The 17,104-nt window shown below is 54.1% G+C and carries 13 protein-coding genes; 3 read left to right on the forward strand and 10 right to left on the reverse strand.

The window, feature by feature from the left end; translation table 11 throughout:
- Position 1 precedes the first annotated feature (1 nt).
- Together EGT51_RS02580 and EGT51_RS02585 are read right to left on the reverse strand one after the other, a co-directional pair.
- Positions 2-628 carry an ABC transporter permease gene (locus tag EGT51_RS02580; RefSeq protein ID WP_135367245.1) on the reverse strand — a complete coding sequence of 209 codons (627 nt, stop codon included), beginning with the start codon at positions 626-628 and terminating at the stop codon, positions 2-4.
- Positions 625-1,833, reverse strand: coding sequence for a betaine/proline/choline family ABC transporter ATP-binding protein (locus EGT51_RS02585; RefSeq protein WP_135367246.1), 1,209 nt, complete (start codon positions 1,831-1,833; stop codon positions 625-627). The genes EGT51_RS02580 and EGT51_RS02585 overlap by 4 nt, the downstream gene beginning before the upstream one ends.
- Positions 1,834-2,287: 454 nt before the next feature.
- On the opposite strand from EGT51_RS02585, the gene EGT51_RS02590 reads away from it, so the two are divergent.
- The gene (locus EGT51_RS02590) at positions 2,288-2,767 is read left to right on the forward strand and encodes a Rossmann-fold NAD(P)-binding domain-containing protein (RefSeq protein ID WP_135367247.1); all 480 of its coding nucleotides are present in this window, start codon (positions 2,288-2,290) and stop codon (positions 2,765-2,767) included.
- Between the two features lie 815 nt (positions 2,768-3,582).
- Here EGT51_RS02590 and EGT51_RS02595 read toward each other — a convergent pair.
- The 6 genes from EGT51_RS02595 to EGT51_RS02620 all read right to left on the reverse strand — a co-directional run bounded on the left by EGT51_RS02595 (position 3,583) and on the right by EGT51_RS02620 (position 11,735).
- Entirely contained in the window at positions 3,583-4,812 is a 1,230-nt protein-coding gene (locus tag EGT51_RS02595; RefSeq protein ID WP_135367248.1) for an MFS transporter, read from the reverse strand.
- Between the two features lie 475 nt (positions 4,813-5,287).
- Entirely contained in the window at positions 5,288-6,241 is a 954-nt protein-coding gene (locus EGT51_RS02600; protein WP_135367249.1) for a Dyp-type peroxidase, read from the reverse strand.
- 243 nt (positions 6,242-6,484) lie between these two features.
- Positions 6,485-7,651: a MalY/PatB family protein gene (locus EGT51_RS02605; RefSeq protein WP_135367250.1), complete on the reverse strand. Its 1,167-nt coding sequence runs from the start codon at positions 7,649-7,651 to the stop codon at positions 6,485-6,487.
- Positions 7,648-8,508 carry a DUF3737 family protein gene (locus EGT51_RS02610; protein ID WP_135367251.1) on the reverse strand — a complete coding sequence of 287 codons (861 nt, stop codon included), beginning with the start codon at positions 8,506-8,508 and terminating at the stop codon, positions 7,648-7,650. The genes EGT51_RS02605 and EGT51_RS02610 overlap by 4 nt, the downstream gene beginning before the upstream one ends.
- 117 nt (positions 8,509-8,625) lie before the next feature.
- Positions 8,626-10,692: a hypothetical protein gene (locus EGT51_RS02615; protein WP_135367252.1), complete on the reverse strand. Its 2,067-nt coding sequence runs from the start codon at positions 10,690-10,692 to the stop codon at positions 8,626-8,628.
- Positions 10,689-11,735, reverse strand: a complete 1,047-nt coding sequence (locus EGT51_RS02620) for a glycosyltransferase family 2 protein (RefSeq protein WP_135367253.1) — start codon at positions 11,733-11,735, stop codon at positions 10,689-10,691. The genes EGT51_RS02615 and EGT51_RS02620 overlap by 4 nt, the downstream gene beginning before the upstream one ends.
- Before the next feature lie 218 nt (positions 11,736-11,953).
- Between EGT51_RS02620 and EGT51_RS02625 the strand changes: the two genes are divergently transcribed.
- On the forward strand, positions 11,954-12,688 hold the full coding sequence (locus tag EGT51_RS02625; RefSeq protein WP_135367254.1) for an SDR family NAD(P)-dependent oxidoreductase: 735 nt from the start codon (positions 11,954-11,956) through the stop codon (positions 12,686-12,688).
- 858 nt (positions 12,689-13,546) lie between these two features.
- Here EGT51_RS02625 and EGT51_RS02630 read toward each other — a convergent pair.
- Positions 13,547-14,560: an NAD-dependent epimerase/dehydratase family protein gene (locus EGT51_RS02630; RefSeq protein WP_135367255.1), complete on the reverse strand. Its 1,014-nt coding sequence runs from the start codon at positions 14,558-14,560 to the stop codon at positions 13,547-13,549.
- 104 nt (positions 14,561-14,664) lie between these two features.
- Here EGT51_RS02630 and EGT51_RS02635 point away from each other — a divergent pair, with 104 nt between their 5' ends.
- On the forward strand, positions 14,665-15,099 hold the full coding sequence (locus EGT51_RS02635; protein WP_135367256.1) for a MerR family transcriptional regulator: 435 nt from the start codon (positions 14,665-14,667) through the stop codon (positions 15,097-15,099).
- Positions 15,100-15,408: 309 nt separating this feature from the next.
- On the opposite strand, the gene purH is transcribed toward EGT51_RS02635, so the two are convergent.
- The gene (gene purH / locus EGT51_RS02640; protein WP_135367257.1) at positions 15,409-16,938 is read right to left on the reverse strand and encodes a bifunctional phosphoribosylaminoimidazolecarboxamide formyltransferase/IMP cyclohydrolase; all 1,530 of its coding nucleotides are present in this window, start codon (positions 16,936-16,938) and stop codon (positions 15,409-15,411) included.
- Between the last annotated feature and the right edge of the window lie 166 nt (positions 16,939-17,104).

The raw sequence follows: 17,104 nt of genomic DNA on the forward strand, positions 1-17,104 counted from the left end.
CCTATCGTAATTGCCGCGGCGTGACTGCCGTTTCCACTTTACCCAGTAAGTAGTCGACGATGAGCGCCAACAGGATAACGGGAATGGAGCCACCGAGGATCAGGTCAGAGCGGTACAGGTTCAGACCGTTGAAAATGAAGTCGCCCAGGCCACCGGCTCCGATGTAAGACGCCAGTGTGGCCCACGCAATCACGTAGGTGGCGGACAGGCGAATCCCGGCCATGATGACCGGCGCTGCCAGTGGAATCTCGGCTTGAATCATCATTTGCCACCAGGTCATGCCCATGCCCTTCGCGGCGTCACGCACCGTGGGGGAGACCCCTTGCATGCCCAAATAGGTGTTGCGCAAGATGGGCAGCAGGGAGTAGATGAACAAGGCTACGATGGCGGGCGTTGACCCGATCCCGAAAATGGGAATCATGATGGCCAACAGCGCCATGGCCGGAATCGTTTGAAGCACACCGGCCAAGGTAATGACAAAGTTGGCGCCGTGTTTCATCCGCGTCAGCAAGATGCCCAGCGGTACGGCCACAATCACGCCGAGGGCTAAGGCCGCCGCCGAAATGTAGAGATGTTGGCCGGTCTTACTGATCAGTTGTGTTCCGTAAGTCGCTAGAAAGTGCATCATTGTTGGGAGTCGCCTCCTTCATCATGGGTCGCTGCGGCATGGATGTCCGCGTTGATCGGTGAGGCGGGCGTTTCGTCAGCTTCCGGGGCACCGCGTAAGGCATCGTAGACGATGTCGACTAAGGCCGTCCGGGTGACGATGCCAACCAGGTGCTTGTCTTGGTCGACCACGGGCACGTTCTTGACCCCTTGCTTCAAGATGCGGTCAACGGTGTCACCGATCAGGGAATCGGCCTTCACGAAGAAGACTTGGCGGTTGGTGAAGTCACTGACGGTCGTGTGGGCGTCAGTGATCCGGTTGATGTCTTCCAAATCGACGTACCCCTGGAGCGTGCCGTCATCGTCGGTGACCAGCAGTGTATCAACCCGCCGATCGTGCATCAGGTCAATGGCGTCATCGACCGTCTTGTCCGGCGTGATGGACACAGGGTTCTTCAACATGATCTGGCTAACTGACAAAATGTTCGGTTGGGCCCGAATCAACCGTTCCTCCCCAATCAGGTTGGTGACGAATTCGTTGGCCGGATGGCGTAAAATGTTTTCCGGCGTGTCGACTTGGACCTGCTTGCCTTGGCTCATGATGACGACCTTGGTGGCCAGGTGTAGCGCTTCGTCCATGTCGTGGGTCACGAAGATAAAGGTCTTGCCGAGGTCTTCTTGTAAATGCTTGACCAGGTCCTGGAGCGATTCTCGGGTAATGGGATCCAACGCCCCAAAGGGTTCATCCATTAAGATGATCTCTTGGTCAGCGGCCAAGGCCCGCACGACCCCGATCCGTTGTTGTTGCCCACCAGAAAGCTCGCCGGGATAGCGTTTCAGCATCTCGTCGGGCAGTTGGGCCAGTTCGATCATCTTGTGGGCTTGTTCGGCCCGTTTTTCTTTGGACCAGCCCAGCAGCTTGGGCACCATTTCGATGTTTTCTTGAATCGTCATGTGGGGCATCAACCCGATATTTTGGATGACGTAGCCGATGGAGCGCCGTAATTTGACGGGGTCCATCTTAGAAATATCCTTGTCGTTGATTTTGATGGTGCCGGACGTTTGCTTTAACATGCGATTAATCATCCGCATGGTCGTGGTCTTTCCCGAGCCAGAGGTCCCAATGAAGGCGATAAATTCACCGCGACCGACTTGTAAGTTGAAGTCGTCAACGGCCACTTTGCCATTGGGATATTCCTTACGTAGATGTTCCATTGAAAGTAGCATAGATTAACCTCCTGTATAGTGGTGTTACAAAATTACGGCGATGTACCGCCGAATAAAAATAACGATCGGTGTGCCGGGAGCACACGTGAAAGCGGGCAACCTGGAGACCGGTCGTATGTGGTTTTGGTTTTTGCAGTCATCCTTATTGTACACGAAAGCGCGGGGTTTACCAAAAGATAACTATTCCTTCTGTTGATAATCAGCTAGTATAAACGAGTTCGACTGCTGACGACATGCCCGGCACGTCGGGGATGAATGGGTATTTCGTTACGGTAACATAGCTAAATGAGTTTTCAATAAGTAATTTCTTATTCATTTACACAGAAAGCGTTGTGGATGGTGGATGGTCGTTGCCTGAGGCGGGGATAAAATTTTCTGAAAAAAGGGTTGCCTTCGACCTACTGGAACCCATTATACTTTTAGCTATCATCAAAACTGAAAGGAAGTTACGACCTTGAAACGACTTTTACTTGCTGGTGCCATCGACAGTGCCAGTCAGCTGCTCATCCAGCAGCTCAGCCACAATCCTGAACTTGACCTGACCGTCTACACCTCAAGTGCGGTGACACTCCCCGCCACGGTGACGGCCTTGACCGAAGAAGTCCTGGACGAAGGGGGCCTGAGCGCCGCCATGTTGGACCAAGACCTGGTCGTGGCCTTGGTGCCGACGATTCATTTGGCGCAAACGGCGGTGACCCTAGCCACGGCGGTGCGCGCGGCGGGCAATCCGCAATTGATTATCGGCAAGACCGATGACATCGACGACTTACCCTTGGCTGAACGCCAAGCGCGGCAAACTCTGCTGGCGGCGGGCGTGGCCTTTGATTTGGTCGAAGGTCTCGGCAGCGTGGACAGCCTCTTAGGCGTCGCCCCAACGGAGACCCAGGTTTTTGGGCCGGATGAAGTCGGACCACTGGAACGGTTTGCCGGGTAATTATGGGGGCCACTATAGATACTAACGAAATCCGCTGGAAATTTGTGACCGGTGGTGGAGTGGTCTTAAGGGATTCTTACGATTGGCGCTAGCTTGTAGCGATTGGTCATCAACCCTAGTTGTGAGTTGCCAAACGAGCCCCAATTTTATGACGATAGCGCATAAAAGCCCCGCCGACCAGTCCATGACAGACTAACCGACGGGGCTTTGAACACTTATCTTAACTGGAAAACTAAAGATTGAACCTAAAACTAACGTGTTGACTGTCGTAACAGCGGTGTTCCGATACCTAAAATTAGTGAAACCAGGCGCCCTGCGTCAGGCTAGGGTAGGGCCTGCTCGGGGAAACACTCCCAGTCTGAGGAGCGGTCTTCCGGTTCACTTGAGAGCCTGGCAAAGACCACGAGCCTCTCCAGTCGCCCAGCTGTGGCTGACTCCGGCAAGTTGACGGAGTCAGCCACACTGTGTTAGCGAAAGACAACTACTACCTGGGGTTAAAGCGACTGTTATTGAGACGCACTACCGTAGCCGAGAGTTCGCCAAATATGGGTTCAGCCGTGGGAGTTGCCTTAGCGACACGGTCCGCGGCGCTTAGGCAACTGGCGTCTTTGAGACGTGGGCTGCGGCTCAAAGCGAGGCGTCGAGACCGTTCTTTGGCTCGACCCGTCCGCCCCAGCGTTCCAACCCATATTTGGCGAACGGTAGGCGGCCAGTTCGTATTGTGAGGCTGAAGACGACTATTTTTGACGGCATGAGGCACATAACAACAATAGTGGTCCAGCCGATTTCCGTCTTTCAACTTTCAACTGGGCGACCTAGGCTGTTTTTACCCGAGCTTTACGAATCTCAGGGACCAACCACCAGATCAAGGCCAGGTTGATCAGCATTAACAGCGCGGTCGAGAAGAAGACGGCGTTGTAGTTGAAGACCCCGGCAATCCAGCCGCCTAGCAGCGACCCCATCATGTTACCGATGGCTTGGAAGGACTGGTTCCAACTGAAGACGGTCGATGTCAGCTCGACCGGCGAGTTTTTGGTCAGCAGGGTCTGAATTTCGGGGAACAGCGCTCCGTCGGAAATCCCGATCATGAAGCGCAGAATCCCGAGTACCCAGACGCTGGTGACGAATCCTTGCGGCAGGTACATCAGAAAGGCGAAGACGTACCCGAAGATCAAGACCTTACCAGAGCCGTGCTGGTCCCCGTAACGCCCGAGGCGCGGGGAAGCAAAGATGTTTGAAATCCCTGGTAAAGCCGCGATAATGCCGGCGACCACGGTAATGGGACCGACGTTGTGCATCAGTTCCTTGACGTACAGACTGATGATAGGGGAAATGGAAATGTTCCCAAACTGTACGATCAGCGTGGAGGATAAGAGGACCAAGATCAGCTTAGGATTGGGAAAGGCGGCCAAGGGGTTGTGGCTCTTGGGACCGTTCGCTGATTTGGTCACAGGCTTGAATTTTTCTTCAACCAAGACCCAGCTCATGACAAACGTTAAGAACAACAGGCCGGCGGTGATGAAGAAGGTCAGGCGAATCGAGAAGACTTGCGCCAAGACCCCACCGATGACCGGCCCCAGCAGCATCCCGCTGGTGACCCCAGTCATCAACGTACTCAGCGAGGCCCCACTGTGTTTCCGGGGCGTCTGCGAAGCGACCAGTGCTTGGGCATTGGAAATGAACCCCGCGAAAACCCCTTGCAAGGCCCGCAGTGCGACCAACTGCCAGACGCTGGTGGCAAACCCCATCAGCGCCATGGCCGCGGCGGTTCCCAGAGACGACCGCAGTAACATCAATTTGCGGCCTTTGCGGTCGGCCACCATTCCCCACAGGGGCGAGGCGATGGCACTCACGAAGAAGTCGGCCGCGTAGACCAACCCACTATACATGGTGACTTGTGATTTGGTGTAATCGCCTAAACTACTGATATACAACGATAGAAAGGGCATGATCTCGCTAAAAGCCATGCCGGCAACAAACGTACAAAACCAGAGAACCCGTAAATTTCGGCGCCATGGCCCGGACTCTCTTTCAGCTTCGTCCAAAATGGTTCAACTCCTTATAGCTTGAAATTGATTGGTGAGGTTACCTTAAATAACGCAAACCAATCGTGACTTATTCGTTATGGTAACCCCATTAAGATACGCCCATAACCGCGGAAGGTCAACATTAATGACTTAATTGTATGCGCTCGCAAGTGTTTTAAATCCCCCGTTTTTGTGCAAATGTAAAATTTTTGTGACAAGCCGAAAGTGAGAGTGGGACAGGCGATTAGCCGGCGAGCATTAAGGTTGCTAACCGAACAATCCCAGGCTGGGATTGTTTGGTTAGCAGTTTTAAGCGGAACTGGTGGCTTTTGGCGCACGTTTCAGCTATGTAACTATGTAAAGGTGACGCGAACGGGCCCGGGAGGTTTTGTCCCAGGCCCACGTTTCGGCAATTTAAGGTTAGTGCACAAAAAGCGTTTGGGCGATTTCGTCCCAAACGCTTTTCATTAATCGGGTTAGATAAATGGTCAAACTAATCTTGCGGGAAGTACTCGCCATCCGCAATCTTTTCCAGCAGGCGCCGGGAAGGAATGAAGAAGGCCGCACCGGTGATGGGCGTACTGAAGTCCAGCAGTCGGTCGCTTTGGGTGAACATGTTGGTCAGCATGCGCTGGGTCACGGTGAAGTGGCGGGCGTAGCCGATGAAGTAGGTACCAACGATGCCCTTGCCCGGTTCGGCAAACGGCACGTTCATCCGCACAATTTTGTGTTCGACGCCGCCCTCGTTGTCTTGGGAGGCAATGTTGTGGGCATTCGGTAATTTTTCGTCGTCTTCGAGTTCGCGGTCACTGAATTTATGCCGCCCAATGGCTTTTTCCTGGTTGTCGGTGTTCAGGGCTTTCCAGGCGTCCATGTTGTGCAGGTACTTCTGGGCAAAGGCGTAGGAGCCGTTGATAAATTCGGGGTCTTCCTCGCCAATCAGCGCGTACTGGGTGGCATCGGGTCCCGCGGGATTTTCCGTGCCGTCAATGAAGCCGATGATGGCCCGGCCTTCAAAGTAGCGGAACCCTGGTGTTTCATCGACTACGGTCGTCCAATCGCGGAGAAATTCCCGCGCCTGGTCCATGACTTCATAAACCACGGCCGTATCCTTGGCCCGAACGTGGAGGAACAGGTCGCCCGGGGTTGCTGGAGCCGTGTATTTGGGGCCTTTGACCTCTTGAAAATCCACGAGTTCTTTCGGCACGTTGGCCGTCGGGAAGAGCAGTTTCCAGGCCGTGGCCCCCAAGCCAAAGGCGACCCGCAGATTGGCTTCGGGCGAGCGAATCGCCATACTGCGCTCAATCGCAGCGAGGCGGTCAGCAAATTCGGCCAGGGCATCGCGGTCCTGGTCGAGATGGTCACGGTCAATAACGTAAGTGGTAAACATGATGTTGTCGCCGGCGTCGCGGTAGACGTCTTGCGCGTCAGCTGGATTGATTGGCATAATGAATTCCTCCTCGAAAATTAACGTGAAATCGGTATCAAAGTTAGTATATCACGGGCCAGATGGTTGACGGTACTGAAAAGGGTTATCAGCCGATAATTATTGGCAAATAAAAACGGCCGCCCGTTAAGTAAGTTAACAGTCGGCCGTGCGATGCTGATTTGGAAAAAGTTGAACGGAGAATTAGCGGGGGGATTCCCGAGATGTTTGGTCCACTGGCGAACCAATGATTTTACGCCTTAGCTATTTCGCTTGAAAGGCGTGAATCCCTTGTACCAGGCGGTCAAGCCCGTCCTGTAAGCGTTCGGCCGGGCAGGCGACGTTGATGCGTACGAAGTCGTGGCCATCGCCGCCATAGACAGCCCCGGCGGTAATGAAGAGGCCCGTTTCTTGGCGAATCACGTCACACAACGCCTGAGTATCGTGGGTGATGGCTTGGCAGTCGATCCAGACCAAGTAGGTGGCGTGGCCGGCAATCACCTGGAGTTTGGGCAAGTGTTGCTGGATAAAGGTCGTTAACGTTTGCTTATTGGCCGTGATCGTAGCGTTTAGTTCGTGGACCCATTCGGCGCCTTGGGTGTAGGCTGCGATGGTGCCGGGGATGGCAAAGGCGTTGGGCTCGGCCAGTTCTTCACTGTTGATACCGCGGTCAACGCTGTTGCGCAGATTTTCGTTGGGGATGATCAACGTGGCCGCGTGTAAGGCCGCGACGTTGAAGGTCTTGCTGGGCGAAACGGCCGTGATGCTGTGGTTGGCCGCCGTATCACTGACCGAGGCAAAAGGCGTGTAGCCGTGCCCGGCGTCGGTGATGTCGCCGTGGATTTCGTCGGAAAAGACCGTGACGTGGTTAGCCGCAGCCAGGTCTGCCAGCCGACTGAGTTCGGCGGGTTGCCAAACCTTACCGACCGGATTGTGCGGGTTACACAGAATCATCATGGTCGTCAATGGGTCCGCCAATTTGGCGGTTAAATCATCCCAGTCGATGACGTAGGTGCCGTCTTGAAAATGCAGGTCGTTGCTCAAGACGTGGCGGCCGTTATTGACGATGGAATTATAGAAAATGTTGTAAACGGGCGCCTGGACCAAGACGTTGTCGCCGACGTGGCTGATTCGCCGCACGGCCGACGAAATGGCGGGTACCACGCCGGTCACGAAGCGCATCCAGTCGGTCTGCGGTGTCCAGTTGTGTTCGGTCGCATACCAGTGTTGGACCGCTTTAAAGTAGGCATCCGGGACTTCTTCATAGCCAAAGATTCCGGTGTCGGCCTTTCGTTTGATGGCGTCCACAATGGCGGGCGCGGTGCGGAAATCCATGTCGGCCACCCACATGGGCAGCTCGTTGTCCTTCACGTCCCACTTCACGGAATTGGTGTGACGCCGGTCGATCATTTCAGAAAAGTCATAACTCATTGTTGCAAGGCCTCCTTAGTCGTGGTAATCGTGGTGCGTTTAGCGTCGATGGCTGGGTCATCGAAAATGACTTGGCCAATGGCGGGCGCGGTGATCTTACCGTTGACGGGGTTCTTCACGCTGTCGATGGCCGTGTTGATGGTGGCATCGATGTCGGTGCAGTATTCAAAGGCCAAATCGGTGTTGATCAACGAACAGTTTTTCATGGTCAGATGATCGACGTAACACAGGCCTTGATCGCTTTCCAGCCAACAGTTGACAAAGGTAATGTTTTTGGTGTTCCAAGCCAGGTATTCGCCAATGATGGTGGAGTCGTAGATGGTCACGTTGTCGCAATTCCAAAAGGCATCGTGGGTGATAAAGGTGGAATTGTGGACCTCGACGTTCTTGCTGCCGTCAAAGGCGTAATTGCCGCTCACCTTTAAATTGTGAACGACGACGTTTTCGCTGTTCATGCCAAAGTAGTCGCCGGTCGCCGTCACGTTATCGAGTTGGACGTCTTGGCACCACCACAGCGTTTCGCCAGCGTTAGCAAAGGTGACGTCGTCAAGCTTGAGGTGACTAGCGTGCCGGAAGGTCTTGGTGGCGCGCACCAGGCTGTGGGTCATGGTCAGATCATCGGTGTACCAGATGCCGGCGTGGGCGTCTGGCTGCCAGGTGGTGTGGGTCAGGTTGGCGTGATGGGTGTACCACAGCGGGTACTTCCATTTGAAAATCGTGTGGTCAATGGCCACGTTTTGACTGTGTTTTAGCGGGGATTCCCCGTCGACAAAGGTACTGTTAGTAATGTGCAAATCGTGCCCCTGAAAGAGGGCCCGTTCGCCGGTTAAGGTTTGTTGGTTGATTTCTGTTGTCACTGATTGATTACTCCTTTTTACGAACCGATGAGGGAATAGACTGCGGGGCCCAATGCCCCATAAAACTTATTCTAGACCCTTCGTGTGGCTCGAAGGCAAGAAATTCCACAAAAAAGCTTAAATTCGCCGCCGGTACCAGTAGAAACGGTCGATGACCAATAGGCCGCTAAGCCACATGGCGCCAAAGAGCAGCCAGAACTTGCCGTTGGACAAGACTGGGGCGACGCTACGTTGTTTGACCTCAAAACTCAGGTACTCGTGGGGATGGTGCTGGATGGCTTGCGGCAATAACGGATAGGTCGCGGGCGCCGTCTGGAGCGCGATAGTGTGGGACCCGCGGTTGGTCACGGTCAGGCGATAGGTGCCGGGCGCTTGCAGCGGAATGGTCTGATCAAACGTGGTGGTCTTCCCCCGAGATTGCCAAACGACTTTCCCTTGGGCGTTGGTCAAGGTGAGTTGACCGGTCAGACGTTTGCCGGTACCAATCGTGAACTGATCAAAAGGCAGGGGGGCCGTAAACGGTTGGGTCAGCGACTGGCGCGTGTTCAGGCGCAGGTGGTGGTTTTGGTAGTAGTGGCCCTCACTTTGACTGACCACACTGACGGGCTCGCTGTTGGAGTGGACCATCAGGTTGGTATTTTGCCAGGCCGCCAGCCCCAAAATGCCGGTGAAGGCTAGGGCCATGCCCAGCGGCAGCCAGCTGGACCGTTCCGAATAGCGTAGGATGTTCAGTGGTTGGCGATACCCAGCCGCCGTGCCCGCAATCAATAGGAAGAAAATCGGCAAGGCGTAGCGTTCTTCAGCCTCCCAGAAGATGACGTGAAAGCAGGCCAGCCCGATGAAAAACAGGCCGCCAAGCAGATAGGCTGAAGTCAGATGGTAGCGGCGAATCTGCTGGATGCCCCAGCCTAGGTTGACCAATAGGAGCGCCAAATAGCTCAGTTGACACCAGATAGCCAGGAACCAATCGCTGGTTGCGCGGTGCTGGCGGTACCAGTTGGGCGCACGGTCGTAGGCCCGGTTGATCTGAAAGCTGTCAAAGGTCCCGTTGGCCAAGAAGAGGCGGGTTTTTTTGAACAGATGGTTGGCAATGCCGCTGGGACCCATTTCGTGGAGATAGGTCGTCAGGTCGGCTTTGGCCGTCGCTTGCTTGGTCGCCTGGGTCGGCTGCTGGCGAATCTGAGCGACGTTATCGAGGTGGTATTGTCCATAGGTCGCGGGATTCCAGCTCATGGCCACCCAACTCATGGCGGGCAGGGCCTGGTTCGGGTCGGTCACGTAACCGTTGGCGCGCGCCGTCTTCTTGGCCAGACCACCGCCCACCACCAGCGTCGCCAGCAAGACCAGCGTCAAGAGGCTACGGGTGAAACCGGGGTGCGGCGACTGGTTGGGGCGGACCCACAGCGTGATGACCGCCGCAATCAACAGAACGATGAAGTTGGCTTTGATCAGGTAGGCGGCCACCAGTAGGAGGCTCAAGACGATGCTGCGCACGGTGATCTGTTCCCAGGTCGTGGCGCGCTGAAGGTGGCGAAAGGCCGCAATCGCCAGTAAGGCCAACGGGATCACGGCCGTATCGCTATAAGTGTTCAGCGCGTAGGCGTAGAAGGGGACCGCCGTCATGATGAGCACCATGAACAAGTTGGCCCGCGCCGGATTGTGGCGGCGGAGCTGGTGCCAAATAGCCAGTAGCCCGAGGTCCAGCCAGGCAAATTGCACGACGTTGAGCCAAACGCCGGATTCGCTGCCGACCAGCCAGCGGCCCAGTTGCAGGATCCCACTGAGCAGGAGCGTGAAGTTAACGTTGTTGGGATAGGTGTAGAAATAGGCGTTCCAGTGATGACTGCCATCGAGTAGGTTGAGCGCCTGTTGATGCACGAAGTACAGATCGGCGCGCGGTGCGGCCACCCAGGTCGTGGCGACCCACACTTGAACCAGGAGGAATATGCCCCACAGCCCCCAGGCCAGCCATTTACTCGTCCGGGGGGTGACGCGATGCAAGAAACGAAACAATAACCCGACACCGCCCAAATACAGGGCACTGGCCACCAGTAGGGCCAAGGGTTTGAGCCAGTCATGATCGACGCGAATCGTTACCGGCCACAGCGCTAGCCCAAAGGTCAGTAGTAGTCCTAAGCTAATGATGCCGCCTAACGTGACGGTAATGTCGTGTCGAATTTTCATGAGTGGCCTCCTGATTTAATCACTTGTTGCTTGCGGTACAGCGTCACGGCTTGCGGGTAGGGCATGGGTTGCCGCGCAAAGCTGGGTGTGTAGGTATCTGTTTGGATGATGAAACGCGGCCGGTGTTTGACCTCGGTAAAGGTGCGCCCCACGTACTCGCCGATGATGCTGATGGCGATCAGCTGAAAGCCCCCGAGGAACCACAGCGACGCCATGATGGAACTCCACCCGGTGACCACGGTGCCCCGCAGATGTTGGATGAGAATCCACAGTAACATGACGAATGCCCCCGTGCAGATGACCAGTCCAGCATACAGGACCGCGCGAATCGGTGCAATGGAAAATGATAAAATGCCGTCCAGGGCGAACCGCAACATTTTGCGTAACGGGTACTTGGAAACGCCGGCTGTTCTGGGCTGGCGTTTGTAGTACAATTTGGTAGCCGGAAAGCCCAGTTGCGGGATGATGCCCCGAATAAAGGGCTTGCGTTCCTGGCAGGCCATCAAGGCGGCCACGACGGGTTGTGTCAACAGCCGAAAGTCCGAGTGGTTGGGAATCAAATCGACGCCCAGCTTGCCCATGACCCAGTAGAAGCCCTCGGCAGACGTGCGTTTGAACCAGGAATCTGTGGATCGGTCATTACGTACGCCATAGACCACGTCAAAACCGGCGTGGGCCTTGGCGACCATCTCCGGAATCAAGTTGGGGTCGTCTTGCAGGTCGGCGTCGATGGTAATGATCATGTCCGAGTAAGCGCTGGCCGTCTGCATGCCGCCCATCAAGGCCGCTTCTTGACCGTAGTTGCGGCTGAATTTGAGACCCGTAAAGATTCGGTCTTGTTGCGTGTATTGCGAAATCAGCGACCAGGTCTGGTCCTGACTACCGTCGTCAACAAATAAGATCTTACTGTCCGTGGCAATGGCGCGCTCGTGCATCAAGCGGGTCAACAGGTCGGCCAGCACGGGCGCCGTCGTCGGTAGAACTGGTGCTTCATTGTTGCACGGGACCACAATGGTCAACCGTGGCGTGTGGGTAAATTTCATGATTAGTCGTCTCCCCCGAAAATCTCAGTGATGAATCCCCCTACGTTCTTCCATCATAAGGCTTTCTGAAGATTATGATGACGGATGTGCCCCGAATTGGGGTGTTTTTTAAGGGTGATTAACTTTGGGGTTAGGCATTTAATTAGCGACTGATCAGTAAATCCAGTATAATATTTTTTGTAAGCGATATCACCAAAATAATATGGAGGCGTTCGATTATGGGAAAACTAGATGGTAAGGTTGCGATTATTACCGGTGCTGCGCAAGGCATGGGGGCCGCTCACGCCAAGCTGTTTGTCAAAGAAGGCGCTAAGGTCGTCATTACCGATGTGAAGGAAGCCGAAGGGACGCAATTGGCCCAAGAACTCGGCGATGCCGCCATCTTTATCCAACACGATGTGTCCAGCGCAGCCGATTGGCAAAAGGTGGTCGATCAAACCAAGGCAACGTTTGGCCGGATCGATATCTTGGTCAACAACGCCGGCATCACGTTTGCCAAGGGACTCCAAGACATTAGCGAAGAGGATTACATAAAGATCTTTAAGATCAATCAACTTGGGACCTTCCTAGGGGTCAAGACCGTGGCCAAGGAAATGGTGGCCCAACACGCTGGGTCCATCGTCAACATTTCTTCATTAAATGGGCTCGTCGGTGGTGCCGTGGGGTACACCGATACCAAGTTTGCCGTGCGGGGGATGACCAAGGCCGCCGCCTTAGAATTGGCACCATCCGGCGTGCGGGTCAACTCGGTTCACCCAGGAGTGATTGAAACGCCGATGATCTCCCAACCCGGAACGGAAGAAGCCGTGAAGCAGTTTGCCAAGGCCATCCCACTCCGGCGCATCGCCAAGCCTGAGGAAGTTTCCAAGTTAGTCCTGTTCGTGGCTTCGGACGACGCCAGTTACGCGACCGGCTCCGAGTTTGTGGTCGATGGCGGGATGTCGGCACAATAGGGATCACCTTTAGTCATTTAAATCTAGAGACAAGGAGCCTGGGACAAGTGATCATCCCAGGCTCTTTTCGCGTCACTTCTACATAGCTGACTGAAGGTTGCAAGTAAAATTAACGCGCTGATTGCTATAACGACGGTGTTCCGACACCTAAAATTGGCGGAACCAGACGTCTGCGTCAGGCTAGGGTGGGCCTGCTCTGGGGAACGGCTCCAGACTGAAAAACGAACCGCGCTGTAGGCTGAGAAAGGACCTCAGCCAACACCGCCGACCCAGCTGGGGCCATCCCTGGCTGCCTCCGACAAGGTTGATGTCTATCAGCAGCACTGTGTTAATGAAAGACTAGTTGTCAGTGCAGCTACTATCCGGGGTTAAGCCAACTGTTACTAGCACGCACCACCTTAGCCGGGAGTTCGCCAAATATGGGTTCAGCCGCTGAAAAGAGTGTGACGACAGGCGGTTAACTGGCGAGCATTAACGGGCTAGGCGGATAATCCCGGGTTTGGATTATTTGTCTAGCAGTGTTAAACGGAACCAGTTGCCTGTTGGCGCACGTTTCGGTCATGAGGCCACTTTGAGACGCGATTTTCGGCTCAAAGCGAGGCGTCGAGACCGCCCTTTGGCTCGGCCCGTCCCAGCGTTCCGACCTATATTTGGCGAACGGTAGGCGGCCAGCTCGCATCGTGAGGCTGTAAACGACCATTTTTAACATCAGAAGTCGCATGCTAACAGTAGTTTCAGCTGATTTTCGTCTTTCAACCTTATGCCTCTAAGCTTAGTATATTTAGTATTTCATCGCAAACACCCCGTATCAAGTAGAGTTGCTCTACAGATGCGGGGTATTTGTTAATGAGAAAATTTTTAGCGGTTTGCTAAAGAATCCAATGCTGCAACTACGGCTTGTGTACTGGAATATTGCGCGTGCCAATTTAAAAATGTAGTTGCAGACTGGGTACTGACGTGATGATTGAGCTTTAACATGAGGTTAGCGGTCCGGACCTCCGCATTGAACGGTGCCAGTAAGTGAATCAAAGTGGTTGGCAACAAATGACGTGGTAATTTTAGCGCTAACGTTGGCTGAGTCGTTTTGATCAATTGGATCACCGTTCGCATATCGATGGGGGTCGGCGCGACTGCGATGAAGCGGTGGCCCGCCGCATTGGGCGTTTGTAACGCCAAAACGTGCATGTGGGCGACATCGCGCACGTCAACCACGTTGATCGTTAGATTTGGCGTTGGTTTGCCGTCAATTAAGCGTGTTAAAATACCAAAACTCCCCGAAACGTGGTCGCTTAAACTAGGTCCCAGCATTGCCCCCGCGTTAACAGTGACCAGTTGGGGTGCTTGGGGATGTGTTTTGACGAATTGCCACGCCGCCTGTTCTGCCAACAATTTTGATTTTTCATAAGGGGATAGGCCCGGTTGTGCCGGGTCCGTCCAGTCAGTAGGCGTAACTGGCTTTGTCCGGCTAAAGTTACTGAAACCCACGGCACCGAGGTTGCCCGTCATGATGACTCGGTTGACCCCGGCAGTGGTTGCGGCGCGTAAAATCCGTTGGACGCCGACCTGGGCGGCGTGACTAATTTTTCCATCGACACTTTCGCCGTTGACGAAAACGGGTGCGGCGACGCTCATCACGGCATCGACACCAGTCATTGCCGCGGCCCAGTCTGCGTCTTGAGTGAGATTGGCTACGACAAAGCTGAGTGCATCTAAGTGAGGGACGTGGTGGTGTGTAAGGGCTCGTTTGACCGGGGTGGCTTTACTCAATGAACGGAGGGTCGCCCGGACAGCGTAGCCATGAGTCAGCAGTTCTTTGATAATGTGAGTCGCTAAAAAGCCATTGCCGCCGGTGACTAAAATTAATTTTTTCATTTTAAACTCCTTGAGGATCAATTGTATATTTTGATTGAATCGGTTATTATCATTACTATAAACCCTCGAGTGTACTCGAGGGAAAGTCAGGAGTGAAGTTTATTTTGCTATATCAAATTAAGGACGTTGCTGCTAAAACTGGTCTGTCCATCTATACACTGCGCTATTATGATCAGCAAGGCTTGTTGCCGTTTGTCGCACGCAACGCAGCGGGTTACCGAGTTTTTACGGATGGCGATCTACACTTACTACATACGATCTGTTGTTTGAAAAATACCGGTATGAAAATTGCCGATATTCGAAGCTACATCGAAGACGTGATGCAAGGGCCGAAGACGATTGCTCACCGTGAACGGTTGTTGCAACGTCACCGCCAACAAATTCTAGCTCAGCAAGCAACAATTATGGCGAACCTCAAGGGGATTGATGAAAAACTTGCTATTTATCGAAATCCACAGGCAATCGACTTAGTTAATCAAGAACGGGCGGCGGCTGCAACTGAAAAAGTCGCTAACGGGTTACCCAATCCATTTGAATAGTGCGAAGGATAAATTGTTCCTTAAAAGTGCGCGCGGTGACCGAGCGTATTTTTTTATGGCAACTAGTTCATTAAAATTGATGTATTCTTTTATTTTTATCCCATCATTATCAGCCTTATAATTAAGCTTCTTAAATATTAACCATAGAAAATATACTAAGCTTAGAGGCATAAGAGCTATCCGACGGGATGCTCTTATGTCTCTAAGCTTAGTATTTAGATAGCTGAAGCATGCGCCAAAGGGAGTCGCGCCTTTAATGCTCACTGGCTGATTGCCCTCTGTCCTACTCTCCCTTTTACATGCTTGTGGTTAGTGACGGAAATGCCGGTTGCCCGTGAAGATCAAGGCGACACCCAGCTTGTCGGCCATGGCGATGGAGTCCTGGTCACGAATGCTACCGCCCGGTTCAGCGATGACCGTGATGCCGTGTTCTGCCGCGTAGGCGACACAGTCGTCCATTGGGAAGAAGGCATCGGAGACCAGAACGCCCTGAGCATAGTTGGGCTTGGTTTCGGCCTTACCGACCGCAATCTTGACGGCATCGATCCGGTTCATTTGACCGGGGCCGACGCCCAGCGTTTGGTCCGCCGTGTTGATCAAGATGGCGTTACTCTTGACGAATTTGATGGCCTTCAAACCAAAGCTGATGGCCGCCAATTGGTCGGCGGTGGGTTGGGCGTGACTGACGACTTGGAAATCAGCAGGGTCATCCAGCACGTTGTCGCGTTCCTGACGAAGAAGTCCACCACGCACGCTGACTAATTCGTCGGGTTCCGGTTGTTGAGCGGTCGCGAAGTCGACGGTCAACAACCGGAGATTTTTCTTCTTGGCCAGCACATCGTACGCATCGTCGTCGAAGGCCGGTGCGATGATGATTTCCAAGAATAACTTGTGCATTTTGGTGGCAGTGGCCAGGTCGACCGGGCGATTGAGGACGATGATTCCGCCAAAGATGGAGATGTCATCGGCGGCGTAGCATTTGTCCCAAGCCGTCGACAGGTCCACGGCCGAGCCGATGCCACAAGGGTTCATGTGCTTGAGGGCGACGACGGTCGGGTCGCTGAATTCCCGAATCAGTCCCAGCGCCGCGTCAGCGTCCTTGATATTATTGAAGGACAGCGGCTTGCCGTGCAGCTGGTTGGCAGCGGCGATGGAGAAGGGGGCCGGTTCGTAGTCTTGATAGAAGGTTGCCGTCTGTTGCGGGTTTTCGCCGTAGCGGAGGGCTTGTTTGCGTTTGTAAGTCAGCGTCAGGGTATCGGGCTTGGCGTCGTCGGTCAGATAGGTGGCGATGACCGCGTCGTAGTGGGCCGTATGATGGAAGACCTTGGCCGCTAAGTGCTTGCGGAAACGTAGGTCATCCGTGTGTTCAGCGAGCGCATGGCCCACTTGATCGTAGTCAGCGGGATCACAGACCACCAGCACGTCGCGGTAGTTCTTGGCCGCGGCCCGGATCAATGAGGGACCACCAATGTCGATCTGTTCCACGGCAGCGGCAAGCGTCACGTCGGGTTGAGCAATCGTGGCCGCGAAGGGATAGAGGTTGACACAGACCAGGTCGATCGGCGTGATGGCGTGGTCGACCAGCGTTTGTTGGTGTTCCGGGTTGTCACGGCGTGCTAGGATACCGCCAAAGACCAGCGGGTTGAGGGTCTTGACCCGACCGTCTAACATTTCGGGAAAGTGGGTCACGTCTTCGATGGGTGTGACGGCGACTCCGGCCGCAGCGAGGGCCGCTTGCGTCCCGCCGGTTGAGACAATTTCGAAATCTTGGGCAAGTAACGTCTGGGCAAATTCCACCAGTCCAGTCTTATCTGAAACACTTAACAGAGCACGGCGCATGAGAAGGCCTCCTAGATTTTTTTGAGTATCCCCATTGTACGTGATTTCTCCTGAACAATCAACGGGAACAAAATATAAATATTCGTATATTTACAAACCGGCGCACGTGATTCACGCCAACGAAGAATATTAGGTTAATTATAAGCGAACGATAACGGTTAAGGTC

This window comes from Levilactobacillus suantsaiihabitans (genome assembly GCF_004745505.1).
Classification (GTDB): domain Bacteria; phylum Bacillota; class Bacilli; order Lactobacillales; family Lactobacillaceae; genus Levilactobacillus; species Levilactobacillus suantsaiihabitans.